The following is a 24,186-nucleotide window of genomic DNA, read 5'->3' on the forward strand; positions in this document are numbered from 1 at the left end:
CTTCTTCCGTCTGTGCGCCGCCAGGGACTCGAACCCCGGACCCGCTGATTAAGAGTCAGCTGCTCTAACCAACTGAGCTAGCGGCGCCTGCTGACGTCGTAGACCTTAGCATCCTGATCGGCGGGAGGAAAAATCGATATCCGCACGTCGGCGGCGGACGCGGCCCGGACCGCCCGGACACAGGCCCAGAGCATGACCTCGGGCCCCGGCAGCCAGGGGTGCCGGGTGTCGGGTGCGACGACCCAGCGGGGGCCGGCGGGCTCCAGCGGCGTCAGCGGCGGGATGGTCACGGCGTCTCCGGTGCCGTGGCAGAGCGGCGGCGGAACGGCGTCGCCCCACTCCTCCCAGTGGAGCAGGGACGGTAACCGCTGCGCGGTTCCGGGCGCGGCGAACAGCAGCATCCGGCCCCGGTACACGGCGACGGGCCCGGTGCCCGGCCCCTCCGACCAGAGCCGGTCGAGCATCCGGCGTCCGAACAGCATGTCCACGTTCACGACGTCGAACACCGTGCCGCAGGGGAGCACGGCGGGGGCGGCCGGCCGGGCCTCCCAGAGTGCGAGCGTGGAGCGCGGGGACGCGGCGGCGGAGGCGAGCCAGTCGGCACCCGCGCAGGTGACGTGCGCGGTGTGATGCCGCCCCTCGTCGGCCTGGCGCAGGAACCGGAAGATGTCGGGGCGGTCCGTGCGCCGCTCGTCGGTGTCGCTCTGGGCCGGGCTCAGGGGGGTCTCGTCTCGCAGCCATGCGCTCATGGAGCAAGATCTACCGGGAGTGACCGCGCCGTTTCCGAGGGTTGCCGGAAACCGGGACAGGGCGGGTGTGAGGGGAGTATCTTTCGCCCCGGCATATGCCAGATGGCGGTGGCCGGAGACCGAAGGGGTGAGCGCGGCCCGTCTCCGGGCCGGGGCTCGTCGGTGTCGGTCGCCGTTCGGCCGTCCGTCGGGGCTCAGTCGTCCTGGGACGTGCCGCCCGTACGGATCAGGTCGCGGCCGAACTCGATCATCCGGCGCGCGTAGTCCTCGGTCCACTCCGCCCGCTCGGCGACGTCCGCCGGCGTCAGCCGGTCGAAGCGGCGGGGATCGGCGAGCTGGGCCGCCGCGATCGCCTGGAACTCGATCGCCCGGTCCGTCGCCGCACGGAAGGCCAGCGTCAGCTCGGTCGCGCGGGCCAGCAGCTCGCGGGGGTCCTCGATCGACTCCAGGTCGAAGAAGTGCTCCGGGTCGGCGGTCGCCTCGGCAGGCTCGAAGATCAACGGTGCGGGTCGGAGTCGCCGCTGCCCGTTCCGCTCCGCGGATTCCGCCATCGTTCTTCTCCTCCTCGCACGCACACGGCCCGGACACCCGGGCCGCCTTCTTCCATTGTCCCGCCTTGCGCAAGGGGGCGGGGCGCCGGGCCGGAGCCCTCAGCCGCCGAGGCCGCGCAGATACACCGCGAGTCCGCCGAAGAACTCCTGGAAGCGCTGCCACTACCGGGCTCCTTGTGTGCGTGAATCCATGAGGACGTGCTGCTCTACGGCCGCCACGAGACGCGATGGCCGGACCAGAAGTCCCACGTGCTCATCATCGCCTCCCAGCCGTCTGGGAACTTGACCGTCACTCCCAGCTGGACCGGTTCCGTCGACGGGTGGTCGTCCAGGAGGTCCGACACGCCCGCGCGGCAGACCACGATGCAGGCGTGGCGGTGGCGGGAGGTCAGCACGCACAGGCGGCCCGTCTCCAGATGGAAGGCCGTGGCGTCCGGACGCCCCGAGAGGGGGTGGAGGACGACCGTCACGTCGTACTCCCGGCCCTGCAGACGGTTCGCGGTGTCCACCGTCACGCCCGAGACGCCCAGCTCCGCGAGTGCCGCGCGGACCGCCGCCGCCTGGTCGCGATGGGCCGTGCCGACCGCGATCCGGTCGGGTGTCAGCGGGACCGGGTCGGGTGAGCGCTCCGAGACGGCCGCGCCGCCCCGGTCCAGGAGCCGCCGCACCACCAGCGCCACCGCCCGGACCGCCTCGGGGTCCGTGCGCGGGGTGTGCCGGGCGGGGAGTTCCAGCAGGCCCCAGCCGGACTCCGCGGCCTCGTCCAGGACGCGGTCCGGGCCCGAGCCGTCCGACCGCACTCCGAACGCCAGCCGCCGGTCGCCGTGATCGGTGCCGCTGCGGAAGCGGGTGTACGGATAGAACGCGTCGGACACCAGCGGCGCGGCCGATGCCGGCAGCCGCCAGGAGACGGGCAACCGGTGCTGCGGCAGATCCGGATTGTGGGAGAGCAGCGTCGAGACCGCGCTCGCCGACGGGTCGTACGAGAGCCCCGCCCACTGCTCGGCGCCGACCACCGAGAACGGGTCCAACTGCCCCGGGTCGCCCACGAACAGCGCCCGCTCGAAGAGCCCGGCCACGGCGAGCAGCGAGTCCGAGCGCATCTGGTAAGCCTCGTCCACGATCGCATGCGCCCACGGCTCGACGTTCTTCACATGCGCCCACTTCGCGGCCGTCGAGATCGTCACCGGAAGCCCCGCCAGGTCCCCCGCCTTCGAGGACTTCCGTACGTTCTCCAGATCGTCGAGCGCCTTGTCGTACGGATCGCTGTCGTTGGAGTGCAGCCGGCCCACCGGTAGGTCCGGCTGCTTCTCCGCCAGCCGCAGCACCAGGTCGTCGACCTGCGCGTTCGTCTGCGCGACGACCATCAAGGGGCGTCCCGCCGAGGCCAGTTCGAGCGCGGCCCGGACGACGAGCGTCGACTTTCCCGCGCCCGGCGGGGAGTCGACCACGACGCCCCGGGCGTCCCCGCGCAGGGTGTCCCGCAGGATGTCGTCCGTCGCCCGCGCGGCGGCTGCCGAGGGGTCGAAGTCGTCGACGGTCACAGCAGGTCCTCCGTGGTGACGGCATCGGGCAGTTCGGCGGCATCGGAGCGCGGAGGTCCGCCGTGTGTCCAGGGCGTCTCCTCCGGGTCCGGCAGCTTGGCGCCCACGCGCTGGTCGTGCTCGAAGAGCGTCCAGGCGATCCGCTCGCCCTTCTCCGGCACGGAGCCCTCGGCGGGCTCCTTGGAGCGGCCCATCCGGTCGGTGATCCGCAGCACGAGCGAGCCGTCGTCCTCGTACCGTACGAACTCGGCCGTCTGCGGCTTGCCTTCGAGGGAGCGGTACACCTTCACCCGCTCGGACACGTGCGGCCAGTCGTCGGTGCGGACCGTGAGCAGCGGGCGCGGCGAGGGTCGCTTCGACTCCGACCAGGCCATGGTCACGTCCACCACCTCCGTGTCGAACGCCTCTCCCGCGAGCCGTCGTCCCGCGAGCACCAGCGGATCGTCGAGGGCCTCCTGTGCGTCGAGCTGGCCCTGCGCGGACTCGCGCGCCGCCAGCTTCTGGGCGGCCGTCACCGCGTCGTCGCGGCGCGGCTGCGGCGGTTCGCCGGCCACGACCCGGTCGCGGTGGCCGGTGAACGACCAGCGGTCGCGGGTCCAGCGGTCCGCGACCCTGGCCCCCTCGGGCAGCTCCCGCAGCAGGTCGAGGGAGCGCCACACCGCGTACCAGGTCGGCTTGAGCTGCGAGACGATCAGCCGGCGGATCTCTCGCTCGGCGCGGTGCAGTTCGCCGAGCCGCTCGTCGGCGCTCTCGCCGTCCTCGGCCGCGGCCAGCGCCTGCCGGGCCCGGTCGAAGCGCTCGATCGCGGGGGCGAGCAGCCGGTTGTCGAAGGCCGGGTCGGTCGCGGGACCGGCGGGCGGACAGAGCAGCTGCCCGTCACGGTCCCGGCCGAGCTCGGCCCGCAGCGCCGCCTCCGCGCCGGAATCCCCCTCCGCGGGATCGACCCAGGCCAGCAGCGCGCCCAGGTGCTGGTCCTCCAGGGAGGACTGGCCCGTCGCCCAGTGCCGGTTCAGCAGGTCGGTCGCCGCGAGCAGCAGCGAGGATCCCGGCACGCGGGCCCGCTCGCCGAAGTGCGTCAGCCAGCGGCCGAGCAGCGGCACGCGCGGCGGCGCCGGGAACGGCGTCTCCGGGTCCTGCTCCGCCGTCCGCCGGAACCGCGTCGACCGCCCGAGAAGCCGTACGTACTCGATGCCCGCCCGGCTCGGAACGATCAACTGCGGGGCGTCCGCGCACAGTTCGACCTCGACCTTGACCTTCTTGCCGGTCTCCGGATCGGTCTCGTTCCTTTCCGCCGCCTCGACCACGTCGGTGAACGAGTCGATGTACGGCAGGACCTCCTCGGCCAGGTCGGCGAGGAACGCGAACCGCAGGTCCCGGTCGCGCGGCTGGGCGACGACCAGGAGCCGCGGCTCCTCGGGATCGGTCCCGACCAGCGCGCCGAGCGGCGCGCCCGCCTCGCCGGCCGTCGTCAGGGGTACGAGGACGAGCGGCCGGTCCGACAGATGCCGGTGCCGCACCGTGGCCAGCGGCTGTGCCCGCCCGGACTCGACGGCCTCCAGCCGGGCGAGGGTGGAGATCAGCGACATGAGCGGGCCTTTCCGGTCGCGCCGTGCGTGGGTGTGCTCAGCGGGGACATGCGGCACCCTCCTGCGCGGCCCGGGCGGGCGGGACCGCCAGCGCCTCGGCCCGGAGCTTCCGCGCCCGGCGCAGCGCGTCGACCGTCGGGTCCTCCGCGTCGCCCTCCTCGCCGCGCGCCGCCGCCAGGACGGCGCCGATCGTGGTGAGTCCGCCCAGTTCGCCCCGTACCGAACGGCCGAGCGCCTCCACCGCGCCCGCGAGCCTCGCCCGCTCCCGGCAGTGGAAGGCCAGCTCGCAGGCGGAGAGGCACTCCGGCGCGTACGCATACGGAACCGACTCCACCGCCGACGCCAGCTCCTCCGCGGAGCAGGTCTCCACGTCGAACGTGACGCCGTCGGGCAGCGCGTCGGCGATGTCCTCGATCCGGGTCAGCCGGGTCAGCTGCCGGCGGGTCACGGACAGCTGCTTGCGCACGTCGACGACGGAGGCGGTCGGCAGGTTGGAGAAGTCCTTCGGGCAGACGAGGAGCACCGAGTGCGCCACCTCGGCGCCCTCCGTCAAGGTCGCGAGCCGCTCCAGGGCCAGGACGTACACCGCCGCCTGGCGGGCCGCGGCGCCGACCTTGGAGGCGTCCGCCGAACCGTCGATCATCGGGAAGGACTTGATCTCCACGACCGTCCACCGGCCGTCGGGGTGCACGACCACCACGTCGGGCTCCAGATAGGCGGGGGAGCCCGCCACGTCCAGGGCCAGCATCGGGTGGTCGAGCAGCGCCCACTCCCCGGCGGCGGTCGCCTCGCGCAGCGCGAGGGCCGTGCGGGCCGTGCGCCCCTCGGGTCCGACCGCCGCCAGATCCGGGAGCCCCACCGCACCGGGCTCCTCGATGCCGAGCAGGCGCAGCAGCTCGCGCCCGCCGTCGGCCTTGACCTTCGCCTCGAAGGCATTGCCCCGCATGAACGCGAACTGGGACTGTCCGAACGCCGCGGGCGAGCCCAGCTTCGAGGCGAGCGCGGCCTTGTCCACCCCGGCGCCGTCGAGCAGCGCGCGTCGCCGGCAGCCGGGGTTGGCGGCCAGCGCCGCCAGCGCCCGCGCGTCCAGCGGATGCGGCGCCACGGCCGGGCCGCGCAGCTCAGCGAGCTGGTGCCGGAGTGTCGTCTGCGGAGGTCGAGGAGCTCCGCTGCCCAGGGATTCGCTCACCCGCGGAAGTCTCCCATCCGCCACTGACAATCGGCCGGTCCTCCCCTCCGACAGCGCTCCCGGCCATGCCGCGGACCCGGTCCGCGAGGCGCAGCGCGGGCGCGGTGAGCAGGAGTCCGAGCCCCATCACGGCCGCCCCCGCGACCGCGTCGAGGAAGTAGTGGTTCGCCGTGCCCATGACGATCACCGTGGTGAGCAGCGGATAGGCGACGCCGAGGGCCTTCAGCAGCGGCGTACGCCCGTACTGCCACAGCATCACCCCGCACCACAGTGCCCAGCCGACGTGCAGGCTCGGCATCGCCGCGTACTGGTTCGTCATCGCGCCCATCCCGCGCGGCGCGCTGGCCTCGGCGCCCCACCAGCCGTACGAGCTGAACTGGGCCATCGTGTCGACGAAGCCGTGGCGGGCGTCGAGGAGCCGGGGCGGGCAGGTGGGCAGCAGGGTGAAGCCGATCAGGCCGAGGAGGGTGGAGACCATCAGCCAGGTGCGGGCGGCCCGATAGCGGCCGGGGCGGCGGCGGAAGAGCCAGATCAGGACGGCCGGGGTGACGACGTAGTGCAGCGAGGCGTACGCGAAGTCGGCGGGGATCCCCAGGGCGGGCGTCTCGGTGAAGAGCCGGTTCAGCGGGTGCTCGGCGTTCAGGTGGAGGGCCTTCTCCAGGTCGAGGATGGCCAGGCCGTGGTCGACGGCGCTCCGCACATCGCCGCGGGCGAGCAGCCGTCCGCAGGAGTACGCGGCGTAGACGACGGCGATGAGTATCAGTTCCGCCCACCAGCGTGGCTTGCGCATGCCTCGGATCCCCCTTGTTTCGGCCGAGGAGAGGGACGTCGGCGGAGGGCCGGGGGTTGCCCGGGCGTCGCCGCGAATTCACGTGAGCGATGATGGAAGTGCACTGCGAAACGTCGCCCCGTTGAAGAAACAGGGAGCCTTCATGCCACCGCGCATCCTGCTCGCCCGGCACGGCCAGACCGAATGGTCGCTGCTCGGCCGTCACACCGGCAGGACGGACATCCCGCTGCTCGACGAGGGTCGACGCGGCGCCAAGCTGCTCGGCGAGCGGCTGCACCGGGCGCCGTGGAACGGGCTGCCCGACCTGGAGATCCGCACCAGCCCGCTGGTCCGCGCGCGTGAGACCTGCGAACTCGCCGGCTTCGGCGAGCGGGCGCAGGAGTGGGACGCGCTGATGGAGTGGGACTACGGGGCCTACGAGGGGCTGACCCCGCCCGAGATCCAGGCGCTCCAGCCCGGCTGGCTGCTGTGGCGCGACGCCGTGCCGGAGGGCGAGAGCCTGGCGCAGGTCGCCGCCCGGGCCGACCAGGTCGTGGAGTGGGCGCGGTCGGCTGACCGGGACGTGCTGGTCTTCGCGCACGGCCACATCCTGCGGACGATCGCGGCGCGTTGGATGGGCGAGGAGGTCTCCTTCGGCGCCCGGATCCGCCTCGACCCGACGAGCCTGTCGGTGCTGGGCTGGATGTACGGCGAGCCCGCCCTCGAGCGGTGGAACGACACGGGGCACATGGAGTAGGCGCCCCCGCCCCGGGGTCCGCCCTCGCCACCGCCCACGGCCGGTCTCAGCGGGCTGCCGCCAGGACCCGCCCGGTCTCCGTCAGGATGGTGCGGATACGGGAGGACTGGACGCCGTCCAGCGAGTCCACCACCCGGCGGGCCTCCGCCGCCGCCTCGTCCTGGCGCCCCGCGTGGGCCAGGTTGCTCGCCAGCTGGGCGCGGTAGAGGGCGAGGTTGCGGGCGAAGTGCGGGTTCTGGAGCACCGTCGCGCGGTGGGCGTGGCGGGCCGCGCGGCTCCAGTCGCCCAGCGCCGACCAGCATTGCGCCTCCAGGGCCTCCAGCTCCGGCTCCCCGAAGAAGGACATCCACTCCGGGTCGCCGTCGGCCTGGCCCCGGGCGAAGTGGGTGTGCGCGCGGCCGAGGGACTGCTCGCAGGCGGCCCGGTCGCCGAGCCCGGCCCAGGCCCCCGCCTCCCGGAGGGAGAGGAGGGAGAGCAGCCGGGCGGAGGAGAGCGGCTGCGCCGCCCGCAGGCCCGCCTGGGCCGCCCGGACCGCCTCCCGGTACCGTCCCGCGTCCCTGGCCAGGAACGACGTGTTGCAGAAGGCGTGTGCCTCCAGGGCCGCGTCGCCGGACACGCGCGCGGTGGCGAGGGCCTCCGCGTAGTGCGAGCGGGCGTCGTCGAAGCGGCCGGAGTCATGGGCCAGCCAGCCGACGGAGATGGCCAGCTCACCCGCGCCGGCGTGCAGCCGGTCCTCGGTCGAGCGGCGGGCCGCGGTGCCCGCGTCGAGCAGCGCGTACGCCGCCCGCAGCGGCTGGGCGGCCACCTTGTAGAGACCGTCGGCGCCGTGCCGGTCGTCGAGCAGCCGGATCTGTCGTACGGCTTCCTCGACGGCCCGGACCTCGGCTTCGCCGATCCTGTGGGCTCCCCGAGGGGACGGGATCGCCGCGGCGGTGCCGCCGAGTCCCAGCGAGGCGGCCGCCACGGTGGCGGTGCCGCTCGTCATGAATGCGCGACGCAGCACGTCGCTCTCCTCATCGTTCCGGGTCGTGACGGCGGGTGGGGGCGGTGCCCCGACCGAGACGGCCGGCCGTCGGCCGCGCACCGCCTCTCGCGCCGAGAAGCCCAGGTCCGCCAGGCCGAGACCGGGGAACATGTGCAGGAACACCCGCTCGTACGCGTAGTTGGGACAGCGGATCTCGCCCGCCTCCACGCGTCCGATGTAGCGGGCGTCGCAGGCGACCTGCTCGCCGATCTCCCGCGCCGCCCGGCGGACCGCCGCGGCGAACTCCGCCGGCGAGTGCTGTCCGCGGAGCCGGCGGAAGGCGAGATTGGGAACTGCCCGTGACATCGCCATGGCCGAGCCCTCTCCTGGTGCTGCCGGTGTTCCGGCGGGGCAAGAACGTACCTGCTGTGACCGGCCACGTACGCAGGGTTTGGCTACAAATCGGATATCTCGCGCTCGATCTGCCATGAACTGCCATCCTTTGCGGCGGCGTGCCGCCGTAGCCGTTGACGCGCACGGGCGTTGAACCATGTGGAGAGACGGAACGTGTCTTCTCAAGAGCGAGGAGGGGTCCCTTGTTGGAGATCGGATCGCAGTCGACCGCACGCCACGTACCCACCCCGGACGCCAGTGCCCCGCACGAGACCCCTTGCGACCTGGTGACCGTGCCGGTCCGGCAGGGCCTTGAGGCCGTGGACATCCTGCGCCGCGGCGGGGCCCCCGCCGTCGGCCCCGTGCTGCACGACGGGGCCTGCGACACCCTCGGCTTCCTGGTCCCGCCCGGCACCGCCGAGGGCTGGGACATGCCGGGCAGCGCCTGCACGCAGACCCTGGGACGCGGCCTGCGCATCACCGAACTGCCGGAGCTCCCCAAACCGGCCGGTGACGCGCCCCGCCCCGCCGGCTGGCTCCTGCCGCCCGGGGACTCCGGCCAGGTCACCGACCCGGCGGTGCTGCGCGAGGCCCTCGGCCAGGCGGCCCGGCTGATCGAGGCGGCCGACGGCTGCCGCTGAGCGGGCGGGGCACCGCCGCGAGCGCCGATAATGGGGCTCGTGGCCAGGAACAGAACGCGTGAGAGGGCGGCAGCAGCCGTCGCCGTCGTCGAGACCGTCGACGGCGGACTCGCGGAGCTCATACCCGACCGGGAGCGGCCCCGCGGCTGGACGCTGCTGATCGACGGCGCGCCGCAGTCGCACGTGGACCTCGACGACCCGGCCCATCTCTCCTTCGAGTACCAGCGACGCCTCGGCCACATCGCCGACCTCGTCGCCCCGCCGAACCGGCCCCTCCAGGTCGTCCATCTCGGCGGCGGAGCCTTCACCCTCGCCCGCTACATCGCCGCCACCCGGCCCCGCTCCACCCAGCAGATCGTGGAACTCGACGGGTCCCTGGTCCAGCTCGTCCGCCGCGAGCTGCCCCTCGACACGGCCGCCCGCATCCGCGTCCGGTCCACCGACGCCCGCGCCGGGCTGTCCAAGGTCCAGGACGGCTGGGCGGACCTGATCATCGCCGATGTGTTCAGCGGGGCCCGTACGCCCGCGCACCTCACCAGCACGGAGTTCCTCGCCGAGGTCCGCCGGGTCCTGAAGCCCGGCGGGTTCTACGCCGCCAATCTGGCCGACGGCCCGCCGCTGACCCATCTGCGCGGCCAGATCGCGACCGCCGCCACCGTCTTCCCCGAGCTGGCGCTGACGGCCGACCCGACCGTGCTGCGCGGCCGCCGCTTCGGCAACGCCGTGCTGCTCGCCTCCGACCGGGAGCTGCCCGTCGCCGAGCTGACCCGCCGGGTGGCGACGGACCCGCACGCCGGACGGGTGGAACACGGCCGCGCGCTCGCCGACTTCACCGGGGGAGCGGCCCCGGTCACCGACGCCAGCGCCAAGCCCTCGCCCGTACCGCCGGCGTCCGTGTTCCGCTGACGGCCCCGACGCGCGGACCGGTCAGCGGTCGTCGATCTCGACCCGGGGCGCCGTGTCGTGCCAGACGCAGAAGACCGACAGCTCGCGGCCGTCCTTGGTGAACGTGACCCGGATCCACGTCGGCTGCTTCCAGACCTGCATCTGCCAGCCCGAGGACGGCGTCGCCGAGACCAGCTCCGCCGACGTCCTGCCGAGGTCGAACACGACCCGGCCGCCGTCCACGGCATAGCTCTTGACGTTGCCCCCGCTCTGCGGCTGCCCCGTGGTCGCGGACGCGGAGTCCGAGGGCTTGCGCGAAGGGGTCGTCGAGGGCGAGGCCGTCGGGGCGCCGCTCGCGCCGGGCCCGGTGGACGGCGTGGACGAGGGGTCCTTCGGCCGCTGCGTGGAGGAGGACAGCGGATCGCCGATCTCGCCGGCCGGTCCGTCGCTGGTGCCGGCCGGGATGGGCAGTGCGCGCGGCGGGTCGTAGACCGTGCCGGCCAGCACCGTGTGCACACCCCACCACGAGAGCGTGACCGCCGCGCCCGTGGCGAGCGACCACGCCATGGCGTGAACAAGTCCTCTACGCATCCGGGCCATCCTGCACCACGGCACCCCCGGGCGTCCCGCGGGGTGGACCTTCGCTCGTCGTCCCCCGTATGGCGTACGGTGCGGGCCATGGCAAGTGTGCTCGTGGTCGAGGACGACCAATTCGTGCGCTCGGCCCTCATCCGGCATCTGACCGAGGCCTCCCACACCGTACGGAGCGTCGGCACGGCCCTGGAGGCGCTGCGCGAGGTCGCCCATTTCCGTTTCGACGTGGTCATCCTGGACCTCGGACTGCCCGATCTGGACGGGTCCGAGGCGCTGAAGATGCTGCGCGGCATCACCGACGTACCGGTGATCATCGCGACCGCGCGGGACGACGAGACGGAGATCGTCCGGCTCCTCAACGACGGTGCCGACGACTACCTCACCAAGCCCTTCTCCGTGGAGCACCTGTCGGCACGGATGGCCGCCGTGCTGCGCCGCTCGCGGGCCGCGGCGGGCGAGGCGCCGCCGTCTCGGGTGATCCAGGTCGGCGGTCTGTCGATCGACCCCCTGCGACGCCAGGCGGAGCTGGACGGGACCCGTCTCGACCTGACCCGCCGCGAGTTCGACCTGCTGGCCTTCCTCGCCGGCCGGCCGGGGGTGGTCGTGCCGCGCAAGGAGCTGCTGGCCGAGGTGTGGCAGCAGTCCTACGGGGACGATCAGACCATCGATGTGCATTTGTCATGGCTGCGGCGGAAGTTGGGTGAAACGGCCGCCCGTCCCCGCTATCTGCACACCCTGCGCGGGGTGGGCGTGAAGCTGGAGCCGCCTCGGGAGCCGCAGCCGTGAGATGGGCTCTCGTCAAGGTGTCGCTGGCCGTCACCGCCATGGTCGTCGTCGCCTTCGCCATACCGCTCGGCCTCGTCGTCAAGGAGATGGCGAGCGACCGGGCCTTCTCCAACGCCGAGCGGCGCGCCGCCGGACTCGCGCCCGTGCTCGCGATCACCACCGACCGCGAGGAACTCGACCGGGCGGTCGCCACCACCGAGGACGGGGCCGCCGGGCGGATGGCCGTCCATGTGCCCGCCGCCGACGAGGCGGGCGGGAAGGCCCTGGAGATCGGCACCCGCCGGGCCGACGAGAGCGATCTGCGGACCACCCGGCAACTGGGGCGGGCCACCATCGCCGAGGTGGAGGGCGGCTCCGTCCTGCTCCAGCCCACGGCGCTCAGCTCCGGACAGGTCGCCGTCGTCGAACTCTTCGTCCCCGAGGGCGAGGTCACCAACGGGGTCGCCACCGCCTGGCTGGTCCTGGCCGGTGTCGGCATCGCCCTGATCATCGGCTCCGTCGCCGTCGCCGACCGGCTCGGCGTCCGGATGGTCCGGCCCGCCCAGCGGCTCGCCGGCGCCGCCCACGACCTGGGCGAGGGCAGGCTCGGCGCGCGCGTCCCCGAAGAGGGCCCGCCGGAGCTCAAGTCGGCGGCGATCGCCTTCAACTCGATGGCCGACCAGGTCGTCCAGCTCCTCGCCAACGAGCGCGAGCTGGCCGCGGACCTCTCCCACCGGCTCCGCACCCCGCTGACCGTGCTGCGGCTCAACACGGCCTCGCTCGGCTCCGGTCCGGCGGCCGAACAGACCCGGGCCGCGGTCGAGCAGCTGGAGCGCGAGGTGGACACGATCATCCGCACGGCACGGGAGGCCAAGCCGCAGACCCAGGCCACCGGCCCGGGCGCGGGCTGCGACGCCTCCGAGGTCGTCCGGGAGCGGATGGACTTCTGGTCCGCGCTCGCCGAGGACGAGGGCCGCAAGGTGCGGGTGGCGGGCATCGACCGCCCGGTACGGATCCCGGTCGCCCGGCCCGAACTCGTCGCCGCGCTCGACGCGCTGCTCGGCAATGTCTTCCGCCACACCCCCGAGGGGACGGCCTTCTCCGTCGACGTCCACAACGGCGACGACGCCGTCATCGTCCTGGTCTCCGACGCCGGCCCCGGCATCGCCGACCCGGCCGCCGCCCTGGCCCGTGGCAACAGCGGCCACCGCGCCGGCTCCACCGGCCTCGGCCTCGACATCGTGCGCCAGATGGCCGAGTCCACGGGCGGCGACGTCCGCATCGGACACTCGGTGCTCGGCGGCACCGAGGTCCGCATCTGGATCGGCCTGGACGGCCGCCGCTCCGGCAGTGAGGCCGGCCGCCGCGCCAGCCGGGTGGGCCGCCGCAAGAAACCGGCCGCGCAGCGCGGCCGCTGAGGGGGCGGGCCCGGCCGCGCGGCGGGCGCGACCCCATGCCGAACCGACCCGCGCGAACCGACCTGTTACGGAGTCGTCTTCAGCACGTGTGTGGTGTCCGTGCCGAGGGCGGCGCCGTCGGCACCGGCCGGGGCGAACTCCGGTACGGGAGTGCCGTGTAGGTCGACCAGGACGGAGTGGGTCTCCCCGGGGGCGAAGGCGTGTCGTTCGCCCCACTGCCGCAGCGTGAGGATGACCGGGAACAGAGCGCGGCCGGCGTCGGTGAGTACGTACTCCTGGCGCCGGCCCGTCGGCGCGGGGCGCTGGGCGAGGAGCCCGTGAGCGGTCAGCTTGCGGAGGCGGTCGGTGAGGATGTTGCGGGCGATCCCGGTCCGTCGCTGGAACTCGGTGAACGACCGTGCCCCGTCCATCGCGTCGCGGACGACGAGGAGGCTCCACCGGTCGCCGACGAGGTCGAGCGCGCGGGCGACGGGGCACTCGGGATCGGTCCAGTCGGGCTTCGGGGCGCTCATGGTGGTGCGGGTCATGACACCTCCCATTGGGTTGCGAATTGAAACCATCATGCCGTACCGTCAAAACGGTTGCAATCTGCTACCAATTTCGATGGGAGCGCTATGAACGTGTGGCGGCGGTTACTGCTGGCGGTGATCTGCGGAGTCGCGGTGGCGAGCATCTACGCCGCGCAGCCGGTCCTCGAACAGATGGGGCGCGATCTCGGCGTCCCGGCGGAGCTCGCGGGGTGGATCGTCGCGACCAGCCAGTTCGGCTATCTGGCGGGGCTCCTGCTGCTCGTGCCGCTCGGCGACGTGGTCGACCGGCGTCGGCTCATCGCCGTCCATCTGGCGTTCGCGACGGCGGGCCTGGCCCTGACGGCCGTGGCGTCGGCCGCCTGGCCGGCGTTCGTGGGACTCGCGACGGCCGGGTTGTTCGCGGTCGTCGTGCAGACCACGGTGGCGTACGCTGCGGCCGCGTCGCCGCTCGCGGAGCGCGGACGGAACATCGGCGTCGTCACCTCGGGTGTCGTGGTCGGCATCCTGGGGGCGCGTGTCGTCACCGGCGCGCTCGCCGAACTGTGGGGCTGGCGGAGCGTCTACGCCGTGCTCGCGGTGCTCTCCCTCGCGCTCGCGGCCCTCGTCCTCGTCGCCCTGCCCTCGGAAGAGCGCGCCCACCCGCCGGCGGCCTACCGGCAGGTCGTCGCCTCGCTCGCCGGACTGTTCACGGAGCGCGTCGTCCTGACGCGCGGGCTCATCGCGTTCTTCCTGTTCGCCTCGTTCGGAACCCTGTGGAGCGGGCTGTCCCTGCCGTTGGCGGACGCGCCGTGGGAGCTGAGTGAGAGCCAGATCGGGCTGTTCGGCATCGCCGGACTCGCCGGCGCGCTCGGCGCGGCCCGCGCGGGCCGGTGGGCGGACGCGGGCCGGGCGGTCCCGGTCACCGGGTTCGCGCTCGCCCTGCTCATCGCCTCCTGGGCGGCGATCGCTCAGCTCCCGTGGTCGCTGTGGCTGCTTGTCGTCGGGATCGTCGTGCTCGACTTCGCGGTCCAGGCCGTGCATGTGAGCAACCAGCACCTGCTCACCGCCACCCATCCGGACCGCGTCAGCAGCGTCATCGGCGGCTACATGGTGTTCTACTCCCTCGGCTCCGCCCTCGGCGCGGCCGCGTCCAGCGCGATCTTCACCTCCTACGGCTGGGCGGGCTCCAGCCTCCTCGGGGCCGGGTTCGCGGTCTGCGGCCTTGTCGTCTGGGCGGCCGGCAGGCGCGTGGCCCGCGGGGCGGTGCACGTCCCGACCGACAACTCCGAGAAGGAGGTCGCGGGCGAGGTGCAGGAGGAGGCGCACGGGGCCACGTCGCTCTGAGCGCCTCCGCGCGCCCTGAACCTTTCGTCGTTCCGATGGCTTCCTTAAGCGGAGCCTAAGAATCCTCAACCCGAGCCCCCTCGTACGTATTTGTCCGTTTCCCACTCGCTAGCGTGCTGCCCGCACCCCACCCCACCCCCGGCACACAGAGGCAGGCACGCGATGGGCACCAGTTCGCACCGGCGCAGGGCGAGCGGCAGGACCAAGGTCATCGGCGCGGTCGTCGCGGCGGCGGTGATCGGGGGCGCCGCGTTCGCGCTCACGGGCACCGCCCAGGCCGCGGCCGTCGGCGCCGCCTACACCAGGACCAGCACCTGGACCGGTGGTTACACCGGCCAGTACGTCGTGACCAACCAGACCTCCAGCGTCCAGTCGGGGGGCTGGACGCTGGAGTTCGACCTGCCGGCCGGCACGACGATCGGCTCCCTGTGGAACGGCGAGCACACCGTCTCGGGGCAGCACGTCACCGTGAAGCCCGCGAGCTGGAACAAGGAGCTCGCCCCCGGCCAGTCCGTCACGGTCGGCTTCGTGACCTCGGCCTCCGGCGAGGCCGGCGACCCCGCCAACTGCCTGATCAACAAGGCCACCTGCTCCGTCGGCGGAGCCACCCCGACCCCCAGCGGCCGGCCCACGGAGCAGCCCACCGCCACCGTGGCCCCGACCTCCTCGGCGACCCCCTCCGCCACCGCGACGGCCACGCCGAGCCAGACCGCCACCACGGCCCCGACGCCCACGCCGACGGCGACCTCCACCGGCACCCCGGGCGCCGTCGCGAAGTACGCGCCCTACATCGACACCTCCCTCTACCCGTCGTACGACATGCTCGCGACCGCCGACGCCACCGGCGTGAAGGAGTTCAACCTCGCCTTCATCACCTCCGGCGGCTCCTGCGCCCCGCTGTGGGGCGGTGTCACCGACCTCGCGAGCGACAAGGTGGCCTCCCAGATAGGCGCCCTGCGGGCCAAGGGCGGCGACGTCCGCGTCTCCTTCGGCGGCGCCGCCGGCCACGAACTGGCCCTCAACTGCTCCAGCTCCGCCGATCTCGCGGCCGCCTACGGCAAGGTCGTCGACCAGTACAAGCTCACCAAGGTCGACTTCGACATCGAGGGCGCGGCCCTGCCGGACACCGCCGCGAACACCCGCCGTTCGCAGGCCATCGCCCAGCTCCAGAAGTCCCACCCCGGCCTGAACGTCTCCTTCACGCTGCCGGTCATGCCCGAGGGGCTGACCCAGCCCGGCGTGGACCTCCTCGCCGACGCCAAGAAGAACGGTGTCCGCGTCGACGCGGTCAACATCATGGCGATGGACTACGGACCGGCCTACAGCGGAGACATGGGCCAGTACGCGATCCAGGCCGCGACCGCGACCCAGGCGCAGATCAAGGGTGTCCTCGGGCTGAGCGACGCGGCCGCCTGGAAGGCCGTCGCCGTCACCCCGATGATCGGCGTCAACGACGTCACCACCGAGATCTTCAAGGTGGAGGACGCCACCCAGCTGGTGGACTTCGCGAAGTCCAAGGGCATCGGCTGGCTGTCGATGTGGTCCTCGACCCGCGACAAGCAGTGCGCGGCCGGCGCGGTCAACTACGCGGACGCCACCTGCTCCTCGATCCTCCAGCAGCCGCTGGCCTTCACGAAGGCGTTCGCCGCCTACAAGTGAGCCACTGAGCCCCCACACCGCGCGCTCCGGCCGGAACCACCCCCACCGCCGGCCGGAGCGCGCTCCCTTGCGCTCCCGCCCGGATCAGGCCCCCTCCACCTCGCCCAGGAACTCGGTGATCAGCTTCCCCCACGCCGCAGGGTTCTCGGCGAAGGGAGCGTGGCCCGTGGCCAGTTCGGCGAGCCGCGCGCCGGGGATGCCGGCCGCGACCGCGCGGTGCAGCGCGGGCGCCACCAGCCGGTCCTCGGTCGTCGATATGACCAGGGTCGGCACGCCCACCCGGGCCAGGTCCTCCCGGACGTCCGCCCGCGCCACCAGGTCCGCGTGCTCCGGTGTCCCCTCCGGGATCGACTCGCCGGTGAGCCGGACGACGCCCTCGACGACCTCCGGTGTCATCGGGTCGAGCATCGCCGGGCTGAACACCAGCGGCACCAGAAGGCGCGCCACCAGCTCGTGCTGCCCGCTGTCCGCGAGGTCCCGCCACAGCAGGGACGCCTGCCGCAGCGCATGGTCCGCGTAGGCGAACGGGGCGGTCAGCACCAGGCCCGTCACCCGCTCGGGGTGACGTGTCGCGGCCCGGATGGCGACCGTCGTCCCCAGGGAGTACCCGGAGACGGTGAACCGCTCCACCCCCGCGGCGTCCGCCTCCGCCACCAACTCGTCGGCCAGCGCGTCCAGTCCGAGCGGCTCCGTGGCGCGGGGCGCCCCGCCCGTCCCCGGCAGGTCGAAGCCGACGACGCGCCGCCCGCCGGAGGCCAGCGCCTCCTTGATCGGGCCGTAGTTGGACTCGATGCCCCCGCCGGAGCCGTGGGTGAGCAGGAGCGCGCGAGACGTCGTCATGGAAGGTCCCCCCAAATCTGTAGTGGACGTTACGAAATGACCGTACAGCAGATTTCATAGCGACCGCTACAGAAAATGCCTCACTCTTTCGAACGTCTTCGATTCGGCGCGCATCTTGACCGTGCTCCGGCAAGAGGCGAAAGGTGGGAGCGCTCCCACTTCTCCCACTTCTCCCACTTCTCCCGCTCACCTCCTCGAAGGAGAACCCATGCGCGGAAGACGCCATCTGTCGGCAGCGCTGGCACTGGCCGCCGGCCTGCTCACCGGAGCGGTCCCACCGACCGCCCAGGCCCAAGAGCCCCAAGCCCGACAAGAGCTCCAAGCGCAACAGCTCCAAGCCCAACGCCGCGATCCCGCCGGGTGGTTCGGTGAGCTTCGGCTTCAACGCAAGCCGGTCGGGGGCGAATCCGCCCCCGACCGCCCTGACCTGCGCTAGGGCGTCGTGACGAGGGGCCGCGGTGCGGTCCCCATGCCGCTGCCCAGATGGAAGCTCGGGTGCGGGGGCTGGTTGTAGGCGGTGTTCTGCCAGGCGAGACCCGTGCGGTACATGGTGTCGTGCAGCAGCGTGGTGATCTTCGTGCTCGTCTCGTACGGGGTCGCGTAGATCCGCAGCGCGCGGTTGTCCGCCGTACGCCACACCACCTCCTCGCGCCAGTCGCCGAGGATGTCACCGGAGAGCGCCGGGGTCGCCTTCGTACCGTTGTTGGAGGCGACCGAGGCGCCGGTGAGCAGCCGGGTCTCGCCGGACGTCCCGTACTTGTCGATACGGGTGGCGTCCAGGAGCTCGCGGGTGGTGTCACCGTCCCACCAGCTCAGGAAGTTCGCGGACGAGGGCTCGCGGCCCTTGGCGGCCCCGCCCTCGTCCCGGATCGAGGTGTCCGATGCCGACCACACCTCGGCGCCGTCGTTCCCGGCGTGGATGTCGCCGGCGACCCCGCGCCCGTTGTCGCAGCAGGCGCCGAGCTGCCAGCGGACGCTGCCGTTAGACGGGTTGATGTACAGCTCGGAGGGCTGGGAGGACGACTCGGAGACCTTGAAGTACTCCAGGCCCGCCGTCCTCGGGTCGAGGTCCCCGAGGTGCTGGGCGTCGCCGTGCCCGGTCCTGGTCGTCCAGAGGCCGTCGCCGTCGTCGTCCACGGCCATCGACCCGTAGACGATCTCGTCCTTGCCGTCGCCGTCCACGTCACCGACGGACAGACTGTGCGAGCCCTGCCCGTCGTACCCCTTGCCGGTGTTGGTGGAGGAGCTGCTGTCGAAGGTCCAGCGCCGGGTGAACTGCCCGCCGCGCCAGTCCCAGGCCACGATCACGGACCGGGTGTAGTAGCCCCGCGCCATGATGAGCGAGGGCCGGGCGCCGTCCAGATACGCGGTCCCGGCGAGGAAGCGGTCGACCCGGTTGCCGTAGTCGTCACCCCATGAGGAGACGGTGCCGCGGGCCGGTACGTAGCCGGTGGTGCCCATCGCGGCGCCGGTGAGCCCGTCGAACATGGTCAGGTACTCGGGCCCGGCCAGGACGTAGCCGCTGCCGTTGCGATGGTCGGCGGACGCGCTGCCGATGACCGTGCCGCGCCCGTCGACGGTCCCGTCGGCGGTCTTCATGGCGACCTCGGCCCGGCCGTCGCCGTCGTAGTCGTACACCTGGAACTGCGTGTAGTGCGCCCCGGAACGGATGTTGCGGCCGAGGTCGATCCGCCACAGGCGGGTCCCGTCGAGCCGGATCCCGTCGACGATCGTGTTCCCGGTGTGGCCGGACTGCGAGTTGTCCTTGGCGTTGGTCGGCTGCCACTTCAGTACGAAGTCCAGGGCGCCGTCGCCGTCGAGGTCGCCGACGGACGCGTCGTTGGCCTCGTAGGTGTAGGCGACGCCGTCGGGGGTGGTGCCGCCTGCCGGGGGCGAGAGCGGCACGTCCCTGTAGCCGGTGCGGAACTGGACGGCATGCACCGAGTCGCCCTGCTCCACACCGCCGACGACGGCGCGGACGGTGTAGTCGGCGTGGCTGGGGGCGCCGGCGTGGAAGTAGTCGGTGGAGGCGGTGACGGGCGTGGCGTTCACCTTCGTACCGGCCCGGTACACGTTGAAGGCGACGCCGTCCGGGTCGGTGCCGAGCCAACGCCAGCTCACCAGGTTGCCGGTCCCGGTGTGGACGCTGACCACGCCCCGGTCGAGCCGCTCGGCCTGCCGCGCGGTGGCGCCGGACGCGGTCTCGGCGGCGAGGGTGAACGAGGCGACGGCGACGACACCGGCGCACAGGGCGGCGAGCAGGGAGCGAGGTGCCTGCGAGTACTGCACGAATCCTCCTGGGGGGAAGAGAGCCGTTGCGTACCTCACAGTCGTCGCCGCGCGGGGATCGGTTGCCCGGGAACGACCGAGGCCCCGGTTCGCATGAACCGGGGCCTCGACCTTCAGGGTGAGTAACGGGACTCGAACCCGCGACATCCTGGACCACAACCAGGTGCTCTACCAGCTGAGCTATACCCACCACGACCGGCGGTTTTCCCGAAGGTTTCCCCGACCGGCCGAGAAGAAGTCTACAGGGTCCGAGCGGGTGCTCGCGCCCGCATTCCACCGGGGTGGCGTCAGGGTCACGTCAGGGGGCGTCAGGGGCGCGAGCAGCGGCGCTAGGTGGTGCCGGGACTCACTCGCCGGGCAGGACGTGGCGTGCGGCGATCTGCTTCGCCGTGTCCGAGTCCGGTCCGGGCTGCGGGACGAAGATCGCCTCGCGGTAGTAGCGCAGCTCCGCGATGGACTCGCGGATGTCGGCCAGCGCGCGGTGGTTGCCGCTCTTCTCCGGACTGTTGAAGTACGCCCTCGGGTACCAGCGGCGGGCCAGCTCCTTGACCGAGGAGACATCGACGATCCGGTAGTGCAGGTGGTTCTCCAGCGCCGGCATGTCCCGTGACAGGAAGCCGCGGTCGGTGGAGACCGAGTTCCCGCACAGGGGCGCCTTGCCCGGCTCCTTGACGTGCTCGCGTACGTAGGCGAGGACCTGCGCCTCGGCGTCGGCGAGGGTGGTGCCGCCGGGCAGGGCGTCGAGGAGGCCGGAGGACGTGTGCATCTGGCGCACGATCTCGGGCATGGTCTCCAGCGCCGCGTCCGGCGGGCGGATCACGATGTCCACCCCTTCGCCGAGCACGTTCAGTTCCGAGTCGGTGACCAGTGCGGCCACCTCGATGAGTGCGTCGTCCGTCAACGAGAGCCCGGTCATCTCGCAGTCGATCCACACCATGCGATCGTTCATGCGTCCTACCTTAGGGGGTGCCCGGGGGATCGGGCCCTGCTTGCGCCGCGACGCCCTCCGCCTGCCGCGTCCTACGACGACGGGCGCCGCGGGGAGGTGTCCCCGGGGCGCCCGTCGGTTCGCGGTGCGCGGTTCGCTCCTCAGGGGGCGCTGCGCTGGCCCGGCAGTGCCGGGCGGCCCGCCGCGTACAGGTCGGACTGCGGCTTGCCCGGCTCCATCGGCCCGCCGGGACGCCGGGTGACCGGCGACACCTGCGAGGGCACCATCGGGTCGAGCACGGTCGTCGCCGTCTCGGCCTGCGGGCGCCGGGCCCGGTAGGCCGCGCGGTACGCGGCCGGCGAGGAGCCGAGCTGGCGGCGGAAGTGACCGCGCAGCGCCACCGGGGAGCGGAAGCCGCAGCGGCCCGCGACCTCGTCGACCGAGTAGTCGGAGGTCTCGAGCAGGCGCTGGGCCTGCAGCACCCGCTGGGTGATCAGCCACTGCAGGGGAGCGCTGCCGGTGAGCGAGCGGAACCTGCGGTCGAACGTCCGCCGTGACATGTACGCACGGGCCGCGAGGGTCTCCACGTCGAACTGCTCGTGGAGGTGCTCCAGGGCCCAGGCGACGACCTCCGCGAGCGGGTCGGCGCCGATCTCCTCGGGTAAAGACCTGTCGAGGTAGCGCTCCTGGCCGCCGCTGCGCCGCGGCGGGACGACCAGGCGGCGCGCCAGGGCGCCCGCGGCCTCCGTGCCGTGGTCGGTCCGCACGATGTGCAGACACAGGTCGATTCCGGCCGCGGTGCCGGCCGATGTCAGTACGTCCCCGTCGTCGACGAAGAGCTCCCGTGGATCCACGTGGACCGACGGATAGCGCTTGGCGAGCGTCGGCGCGTACATCCAGTGGGTGGTCGCCGGTCGGCCGTCGAGCAGTCCGGCCGCGGCGAGGACGAACGCGCCGGTGCACAGCCCGACGATCCGCGCGCCCTCTTCGTGTGCCCGGCGCAGCGCTTCGAGCGCCTCCGGCGGTGGCGGCGAGGTGATCGACCGCCAGGCCGGTACGACGACGGTGCCGGCCCGGCTGATCGCGTCCAGGCCGTACGGCGCGGTCAGTTCGAGGCCCCCTGTGGTCCGCAGCGGGCCTTCCTCGCCGGCGCACACCAGCAGCCGGTAGCGCGGCACTCCGGCGTCCTGCCGGTCGATTCCGAACACGGAGAGCGGGATGGAGCTCTCGAAGATGGGGCCGCCGCTGAACAGCAGCACCGCGACGACTTCGCGACGGCGGCGCCCGGAAAGCTTCCGTGCGGCCTCCGGTACGGCGGAGTCCTGGCTCATGACGCTAAGCCCCCCTCGGTGTTCGCGTCTCCCTGGTCCTGTCGCTCCTGCACGTTTCCCCTCGGTTTTGCACGAGACCCCAGTCTTCGATACCCATGATCGAATCTACTGTGTTCCGTGGCGCCGGCGTGACAAGTTCTCCATCCGGCACATTGTCGACAAGGCAACTTGGCGCGAAGCATTCGATCACGAAGCGTTCCACTCACGGGCCGCGCAGGGAAGTGCGTGTTGCGCGCATGGCCCGTCCCCGTAGGGTGTGCGCGCCAACGGCGGGGCTTTCATGCCTGGTGGCCAGGGGGTTGAGGGGGCATTCCACCAAGGACTCGCCGACAACTGGAAGTTGGCTGAAAACATACGGGTGTGGGTGTACGAACCTGTCAGCTCTACGGGGGGTTCGTCAGGTCCGACGGGCGTTTCGGCCGCCCTGCGCGCGCCGTGATCGAGGCCGCGCGGCCTCGGCGCGCAGACCGCGTTCCGCGCGGCGCAGCAGGACCCGGCAGACCGCCGTCACCGCGGCCAGCCCGAGCGCCGTCCCGGCCGCCCCGCCCATCGAGGTGCCGTAGCCGACGAGGACGACCGGGACCAGGACACAGCAGAAGACCGCCCAGCGGACGACGTCCTCCGCCGACTCCGAGGCCGCGCTCCCCGCGCCTCCCGCCGCGCTCCGTGTGCTCCCGGCGCTCCTCGTGCTTCCACTCCTCCCCGAGGGCTGCGGGAGGCGGCGTCGGCCGGGCGCCGGGGAGGGGGGCGGTCCGGGGGAGGGCGTGGTGGCGGGGATGGCGGTGGAGGTGGCGGCGGCCGGCGGTGCGGGCACGGGCGGGACTCCCTGCGACGGTGGCTGGACCTGTGGCAACGAGGAGCGGAACGTTCCGGTCACTGCGAGTGGCGGCCGTTCGTGCCGCGTACGGACGCCTGTAGGACACAACCGGCATTGCCATATCGGGAGGGGCTCGTGCATGCTCCCTGGGACGCCGTGCGATCGCTGTGTGTGGTCGCGACGGCTCTGGGCAGGAGAGGAGTGTCGCCGTACCCTTGGGGGTATGGGCTTGGGAAGATGATTCCCGGACACAGCTCCGCCGCCAACCGTTGTTCGTACGACGTTCTCCATCGTCCCCTCCCAACAGGACTTCTTCGCCGAGACACCGATGGCCGGTCACGAATTCCCCGAACCCGCGGACCGCAAGCGCGTCGCCGACTCCACGGTCGACCCCCTCGCGGTGGAACAGCCACGTCACTCCTGTGATCCCGCCTTCCGGCACGGAGTGGTCGTCGGCTTCGACGGCTCGACCTCCAGCGAGCGGGCCCTCGCGTACGCCATCGGCATGGCCAAGCGCTCCGGCTCCGGGCTGATCATCGTCCATGTCGCAAACCGGCTGCCCACGACCGTCTGGGCGGGCTGCGAGCCGCCGGTCTTCGTCGACGTGCCGGACCACCGCACCGAGGTGCTCGGTCTCGAGCTCGCCTGCGCCGACTACCTCGCCGAGGTTCCCTGGATCCTCGTCGAGCGCGGTGGCGACATCTGCCACGAGCTGGAGGAGGTCGGCCGTGAGTACTCGGCCGACGCGATCGTGGTCGGCTCCACGCACGGCATCGTCGGCCGGATCTTCGGCTCGGTGGCCGGACGCCTCGCGAAGCGCGCGCAGCGTCCCGTGATCGTCATCCCCTGAGCCGTACGACCGGCCGCGCCGGCTCGATCCCTACGGCTTCATCCTCTCGACACTTCGTCAACTCCCTTGGTACGGCGATAATTTTCGCCTCCGACAGGTGATTTGTGCGCTTGTGAAGGGTACTTAAAGGTCACCGGAACAAGTAGCTCACGCAGCACAACTGCCCACTTGAAGGGAGCCCGCCGTGGACAACGAAGTCGCCGCGGGAAACACCACCTCCACTCTCGGCCACCTCGCGCTCGGACTGACCTTGCTGGCCTTCGGCATCGGCAGCACGGGCGTCATAGACAACGTCGCGGCGTCCGACGCCGCAGGCCTCGCCACCTGGGTCGGCGGCGTGGCGCTCTTCCTCGTCGGTCTGCTCGCCCTGCGCGCGGGCAACGGCGGTACGGGCACGGCCTATTCGGCGCTCGGCGCCTTCTGGTTCACCTGGGGGACCGGAGTGAGCGGCGACGCCTCGGCCGAGGCGACCGGTCTCTTCCTGCTGCTGTGGGCGCTGCTCGCGCTCACGCTGACGGTGGCGGCCGGGGGCAGCGGACTGTTCGGACAGGGCGTGTACGGGCTGCTGTTCGTCGCGCTGCTGCTGCTCGGCATCGGCGCGCTCGCCGACAACGGCGGGCTGGGCAAGGCGGGCGGCTGGGTCGCCGCGGTCGCCGGACTCGCGGCCTGGTACGGCGCGACGGCGGCGGTGGCGAACTGGCCGACCTCGCTGAAGAGCGCCGCGGGCCGGGGTGTGACGGCCACCGGCTGACGCGGCTACGAGGGCCTGGGGCCCCCCCGGGGGGGGGCGCGCGCGCAGGGCGGGCCGGCCCCA

At 72.6% G+C, this 24,186-nt stretch carries 23 protein-coding genes and 2 tRNA genes; 9 read left to right on the forward strand and 16 right to left on the reverse strand.

Annotated elements, in window-relative coordinates; genetic code table 11:
* Window positions 1–13 precede the first annotated feature (13 nt).
* From ACFVZW_RS32430 to ACFVZW_RS32460, 7 genes are all read right to left on the reverse strand, one after another.
* Window positions 14–87: transfer RNA gene (locus tag ACFVZW_RS32430), tRNA-Lys, on the reverse strand.
* Entirely contained in the window at window positions 78–749 is a 672-nt protein-coding gene (locus tag ACFVZW_RS32435; protein WP_384528994.1) for a bifunctional DNA primase/polymerase, read from the reverse strand. Before ACFVZW_RS32435 ends, ACFVZW_RS32430 begins: the two co-directional genes overlap by 10 nt.
* Before the next feature lie 194 nt (window positions 750–943).
* Complete coding sequence (locus ACFVZW_RS32440; RefSeq protein WP_376430905.1) at window positions 944–1,300, reverse strand: hypothetical protein; 357 nt, start codon at window positions 1,298–1,300, stop codon at window positions 944–946.
* A gap of 206 nt (window positions 1,301–1,506) precedes the next feature.
* The gene (locus tag ACFVZW_RS32445; RefSeq protein ID WP_384528997.1) at window positions 1,507–2,844 is read right to left on the reverse strand and encodes an AAA domain-containing protein; all 1,338 of its coding nucleotides are present in this window, start codon (window positions 2,842–2,844) and stop codon (window positions 1,507–1,509) included.
* The gene (locus ACFVZW_RS32450) at window positions 2,841–4,430 is read right to left on the reverse strand and encodes a hypothetical protein (RefSeq protein ID WP_384529000.1); all 1,590 of its coding nucleotides are present in this window, start codon (window positions 4,428–4,430) and stop codon (window positions 2,841–2,843) included. Before ACFVZW_RS32450 ends, ACFVZW_RS32445 begins: the two co-directional genes overlap by 4 nt.
* Window positions 4,431–4,467: 37 nt before the next feature.
* Window positions 4,468–5,619, reverse strand: coding sequence for a hypothetical protein (locus ACFVZW_RS32455; protein ID WP_384529002.1), 1,152 nt, complete (start codon window positions 5,617–5,619; stop codon window positions 4,468–4,470).
* Entirely contained in the window at window positions 5,552–6,409 is an 858-nt protein-coding gene (locus ACFVZW_RS32460; RefSeq protein WP_384529004.1) for a phosphatase PAP2 family protein, read from the reverse strand. Before ACFVZW_RS32460 ends, ACFVZW_RS32455 begins: the two co-directional genes overlap by 68 nt.
* A 142-nt stretch (window positions 6,410–6,551) precedes the next feature.
* Between ACFVZW_RS32460 and ACFVZW_RS32465 the strand changes: the two genes are divergently transcribed.
* On the forward strand, window positions 6,552–7,145 hold the full coding sequence (locus tag ACFVZW_RS32465) for a histidine phosphatase family protein (protein ID WP_384529007.1): 594 nt from the start codon (window positions 6,552–6,554) through the stop codon (window positions 7,143–7,145).
* 46 nt (window positions 7,146–7,191) lie between these two features.
* Here the strand turns inward: ACFVZW_RS32465 and ACFVZW_RS32470 are convergent, their stop codons facing one another.
* Entirely contained in the window at window positions 7,192–8,481 is a 1,290-nt protein-coding gene (locus ACFVZW_RS32470) for a tetratricopeptide repeat protein (protein WP_384529009.1), read from the reverse strand.
* A gap of 224 nt (window positions 8,482–8,705) precedes the next feature.
* Between ACFVZW_RS32470 and ACFVZW_RS32475 the strand changes: the two genes are divergently transcribed.
* Entirely contained in the window at window positions 8,706–9,143 is a 438-nt protein-coding gene (locus tag ACFVZW_RS32475; RefSeq protein ID WP_384529012.1) for a hypothetical protein, read from the forward strand.
* Between the two features lie 30 nt (window positions 9,144–9,173).
* Window positions 9,174–10,049, forward strand: coding sequence for a fused MFS/spermidine synthase (locus tag ACFVZW_RS32480; RefSeq protein ID WP_329120248.1), 876 nt, complete (start codon window positions 9,174–9,176; stop codon window positions 10,047–10,049).
* Window positions 10,050–10,070: 21 nt separating this feature from the next.
* Here ACFVZW_RS32480 and ACFVZW_RS32485 read toward each other — a convergent pair whose 3' ends face one another.
* Window positions 10,071–10,628, reverse strand: a complete 558-nt coding sequence (locus ACFVZW_RS32485) for a hypothetical protein (RefSeq protein WP_384529015.1) — start codon at window positions 10,626–10,628, stop codon at window positions 10,071–10,073.
* Between the two features lie 78 nt (window positions 10,629–10,706).
* Here ACFVZW_RS32485 and ACFVZW_RS32490 point away from each other — a divergent pair, with 78 nt between their 5' ends.
* Window positions 10,707–11,408 carry a response regulator transcription factor gene (locus ACFVZW_RS32490; protein WP_384529018.1) on the forward strand — a complete coding sequence of 234 codons (702 nt, stop codon included), beginning with the start codon at window positions 10,707–10,709 and terminating at the stop codon, window positions 11,406–11,408.
* A complete protein-coding gene (locus tag ACFVZW_RS32495; protein WP_384529021.1) occupies window positions 11,405–12,805 on the forward strand; it encodes a sensor histidine kinase in 1,401 nt (466 codons plus the stop codon). Before ACFVZW_RS32490 ends, ACFVZW_RS32495 begins: the two co-directional genes overlap by 4 nt.
* 65 nt (window positions 12,806–12,870) lie before the next feature.
* Here ACFVZW_RS32495 and ACFVZW_RS32500 read toward each other — a convergent pair whose 3' ends face one another.
* Window positions 12,871–13,332, reverse strand: coding sequence for a winged helix-turn-helix transcriptional regulator (locus tag ACFVZW_RS32500; protein WP_384529024.1), 462 nt, complete (start codon window positions 13,330–13,332; stop codon window positions 12,871–12,873).
* An 87-nt stretch (window positions 13,333–13,419) separates the two neighbouring features.
* Here ACFVZW_RS32500 and ACFVZW_RS32505 point away from each other — a divergent pair, with 87 nt between their 5' ends.
* Window positions 13,420–14,658: an MFS transporter gene (locus ACFVZW_RS32505; RefSeq protein ID WP_384529027.1), complete on the forward strand. Its 1,239-nt coding sequence runs from the start codon at window positions 13,420–13,422 to the stop codon at window positions 14,656–14,658.
* Window positions 14,659–14,820: 162 nt separating this feature from the next.
* A complete protein-coding gene (locus tag ACFVZW_RS32510; protein WP_384529030.1) occupies window positions 14,821–16,317 on the forward strand; it encodes a cellulose binding domain-containing protein in 1,497 nt (498 codons plus the stop codon).
* Between the two features lie 84 nt (window positions 16,318–16,401).
* Here the strand turns inward: ACFVZW_RS32510 and ACFVZW_RS32515 are convergent, their stop codons facing one another.
* From ACFVZW_RS32515 to ACFVZW_RS32540, 6 genes are all read right to left on the reverse strand, one after another.
* Window positions 16,402–17,157, reverse strand: a complete 756-nt coding sequence (locus ACFVZW_RS32515) for an alpha/beta fold hydrolase (protein WP_384529032.1) — start codon at window positions 17,155–17,157, stop codon at window positions 16,402–16,404.
* A gap of 432 nt (window positions 17,158–17,589) precedes the next feature.
* Window positions 17,590–19,446, reverse strand: coding sequence for a rhamnogalacturonan lyase (locus ACFVZW_RS32520; protein WP_384529035.1), 1,857 nt, complete (start codon window positions 19,444–19,446; stop codon window positions 17,590–17,592).
* A 117-nt stretch (window positions 19,447–19,563) separates the two neighbouring features.
* Window positions 19,564–19,636: transfer RNA gene (locus tag ACFVZW_RS32525), tRNA-His, on the reverse strand.
* 156 nt (window positions 19,637–19,792) lie between these two features.
* Entirely contained in the window at window positions 19,793–20,395 is a 603-nt protein-coding gene (gene orn, locus ACFVZW_RS32530; RefSeq protein ID WP_384529037.1) for an oligoribonuclease, read from the reverse strand.
* Window positions 20,396–20,535: 140 nt separating this feature from the next.
* Entirely contained in the window at window positions 20,536–21,705 is a 1,170-nt protein-coding gene (locus ACFVZW_RS32535; protein WP_384529040.1) for a helix-turn-helix domain-containing protein, read from the reverse strand.
* A 397-nt stretch (window positions 21,706–22,102) separates the two neighbouring features.
* Window positions 22,103–22,519: a hypothetical protein gene (locus tag ACFVZW_RS32540; RefSeq protein WP_384529042.1), complete on the reverse strand. Its 417-nt coding sequence runs from the start codon at window positions 22,517–22,519 to the stop codon at window positions 22,103–22,105.
* A 331-nt stretch (window positions 22,520–22,850) separates the two neighbouring features.
* On the opposite strand from ACFVZW_RS32540, the gene ACFVZW_RS32545 reads away from it, so the two are divergent.
* Together ACFVZW_RS32545 and ACFVZW_RS32550 are read left to right on the forward strand one after the other, a co-directional pair.
* Window positions 22,851–23,372, forward strand: coding sequence for a universal stress protein (locus ACFVZW_RS32545; RefSeq protein WP_329120266.1), 522 nt, complete (start codon window positions 22,851–22,853; stop codon window positions 23,370–23,372).
* Between the two features lie 184 nt (window positions 23,373–23,556).
* Window positions 23,557–24,123, forward strand: coding sequence for a GPR1/FUN34/YaaH family transporter (locus ACFVZW_RS32550; protein WP_384529045.1), 567 nt, complete (start codon window positions 23,557–23,559; stop codon window positions 24,121–24,123).
* Window positions 24,124–24,186: the final 63 nt, after the last annotated feature.

Source organism: Streptomyces sp. NPDC059567, from assembly GCF_042735655.1.
In the GTDB taxonomy this organism is placed as follows: Bacteria; Actinomycetota; Actinomycetes; order Streptomycetales; family Streptomycetaceae; genus Streptomyces.

Bases quoted from the DNA above. Each gene is read 5' to 3' on its own strand.
- ACFVZW_RS32545 (WP_329120266.1), top strand. From the start codon at position 22,851: ATGGCCGGTCACGAATTCCCCGAACCCGCGGACCGCAAGCGCGTCGCC.
- ACFVZW_RS32440 (WP_376430905.1), bottom strand. From the start codon at position 1,300: ATGGCGGAATCCGCGGAGCGGAACGGGCAGCGGCGACTCCGACCCGCA.
- ACFVZW_RS32535 (WP_384529040.1), bottom strand. From the start codon at position 21,705: ATGAGCCAGGACTCCGCCGTACCGGAGGCCGCACGGAAGCTTTCCGGG.
- orn (WP_384529037.1), bottom strand. From the start codon at position 20,395: ATGAACGATCGCATGGTGTGGATCGACTGCGAGATGACCGGGCTCTCG.
- ACFVZW_RS32435 (WP_384528994.1), bottom strand. From the start codon at position 749: ATGAGCGCATGGCTGCGAGACGAGACCCCCCTGAGCCCGGCCCAGAGC.
- ACFVZW_RS32480 (WP_329120248.1), top strand. From the start codon at position 9,174: ATGGGGCTCGTGGCCAGGAACAGAACGCGTGAGAGGGCGGCAGCAGCC.
- ACFVZW_RS32490 (WP_384529018.1), top strand. From the start codon at position 10,707: ATGGCAAGTGTGCTCGTGGTCGAGGACGACCAATTCGTGCGCTCGGCC.
- ACFVZW_RS32460 (WP_384529004.1), bottom strand. From the start codon at position 6,409: ATGCGCAAGCCACGCTGGTGGGCGGAACTGATACTCATCGCCGTCGTC.
- ACFVZW_RS32450 (WP_384529000.1), bottom strand. From the start codon at position 4,430: ATGTCGCTGATCTCCACCCTCGCCCGGCTGGAGGCCGTCGAGTCCGGG.
- ACFVZW_RS32485 (WP_384529015.1), bottom strand. From the start codon at position 10,628: ATGGCCCGGATGCGTAGAGGACTTGTTCACGCCATGGCGTGGTCGCTC.
- ACFVZW_RS32465 (WP_384529007.1), top strand. From the start codon at position 6,552: ATGCCACCGCGCATCCTGCTCGCCCGGCACGGCCAGACCGAATGGTCG.
- ACFVZW_RS32505 (WP_384529027.1), top strand. From the start codon at position 13,420: ATGAACGTGTGGCGGCGGTTACTGCTGGCGGTGATCTGCGGAGTCGCG.
- ACFVZW_RS32470 (WP_384529009.1), bottom strand. From the start codon at position 8,481: ATGGCGATGTCACGGGCAGTTCCCAATCTCGCCTTCCGCCGGCTCCGC.
- ACFVZW_RS32510 (WP_384529030.1), top strand. From the start codon at position 14,821: ATGGGCACCAGTTCGCACCGGCGCAGGGCGAGCGGCAGGACCAAGGTC.
- ACFVZW_RS32515 (WP_384529032.1), bottom strand. From the start codon at position 17,157: ATGACGACGTCTCGCGCGCTCCTGCTCACCCACGGCTCCGGCGGGGGC.
- ACFVZW_RS32500 (WP_384529024.1), bottom strand. From the start codon at position 13,332: ATGACCCGCACCACCATGAGCGCCCCGAAGCCCGACTGGACCGATCCC.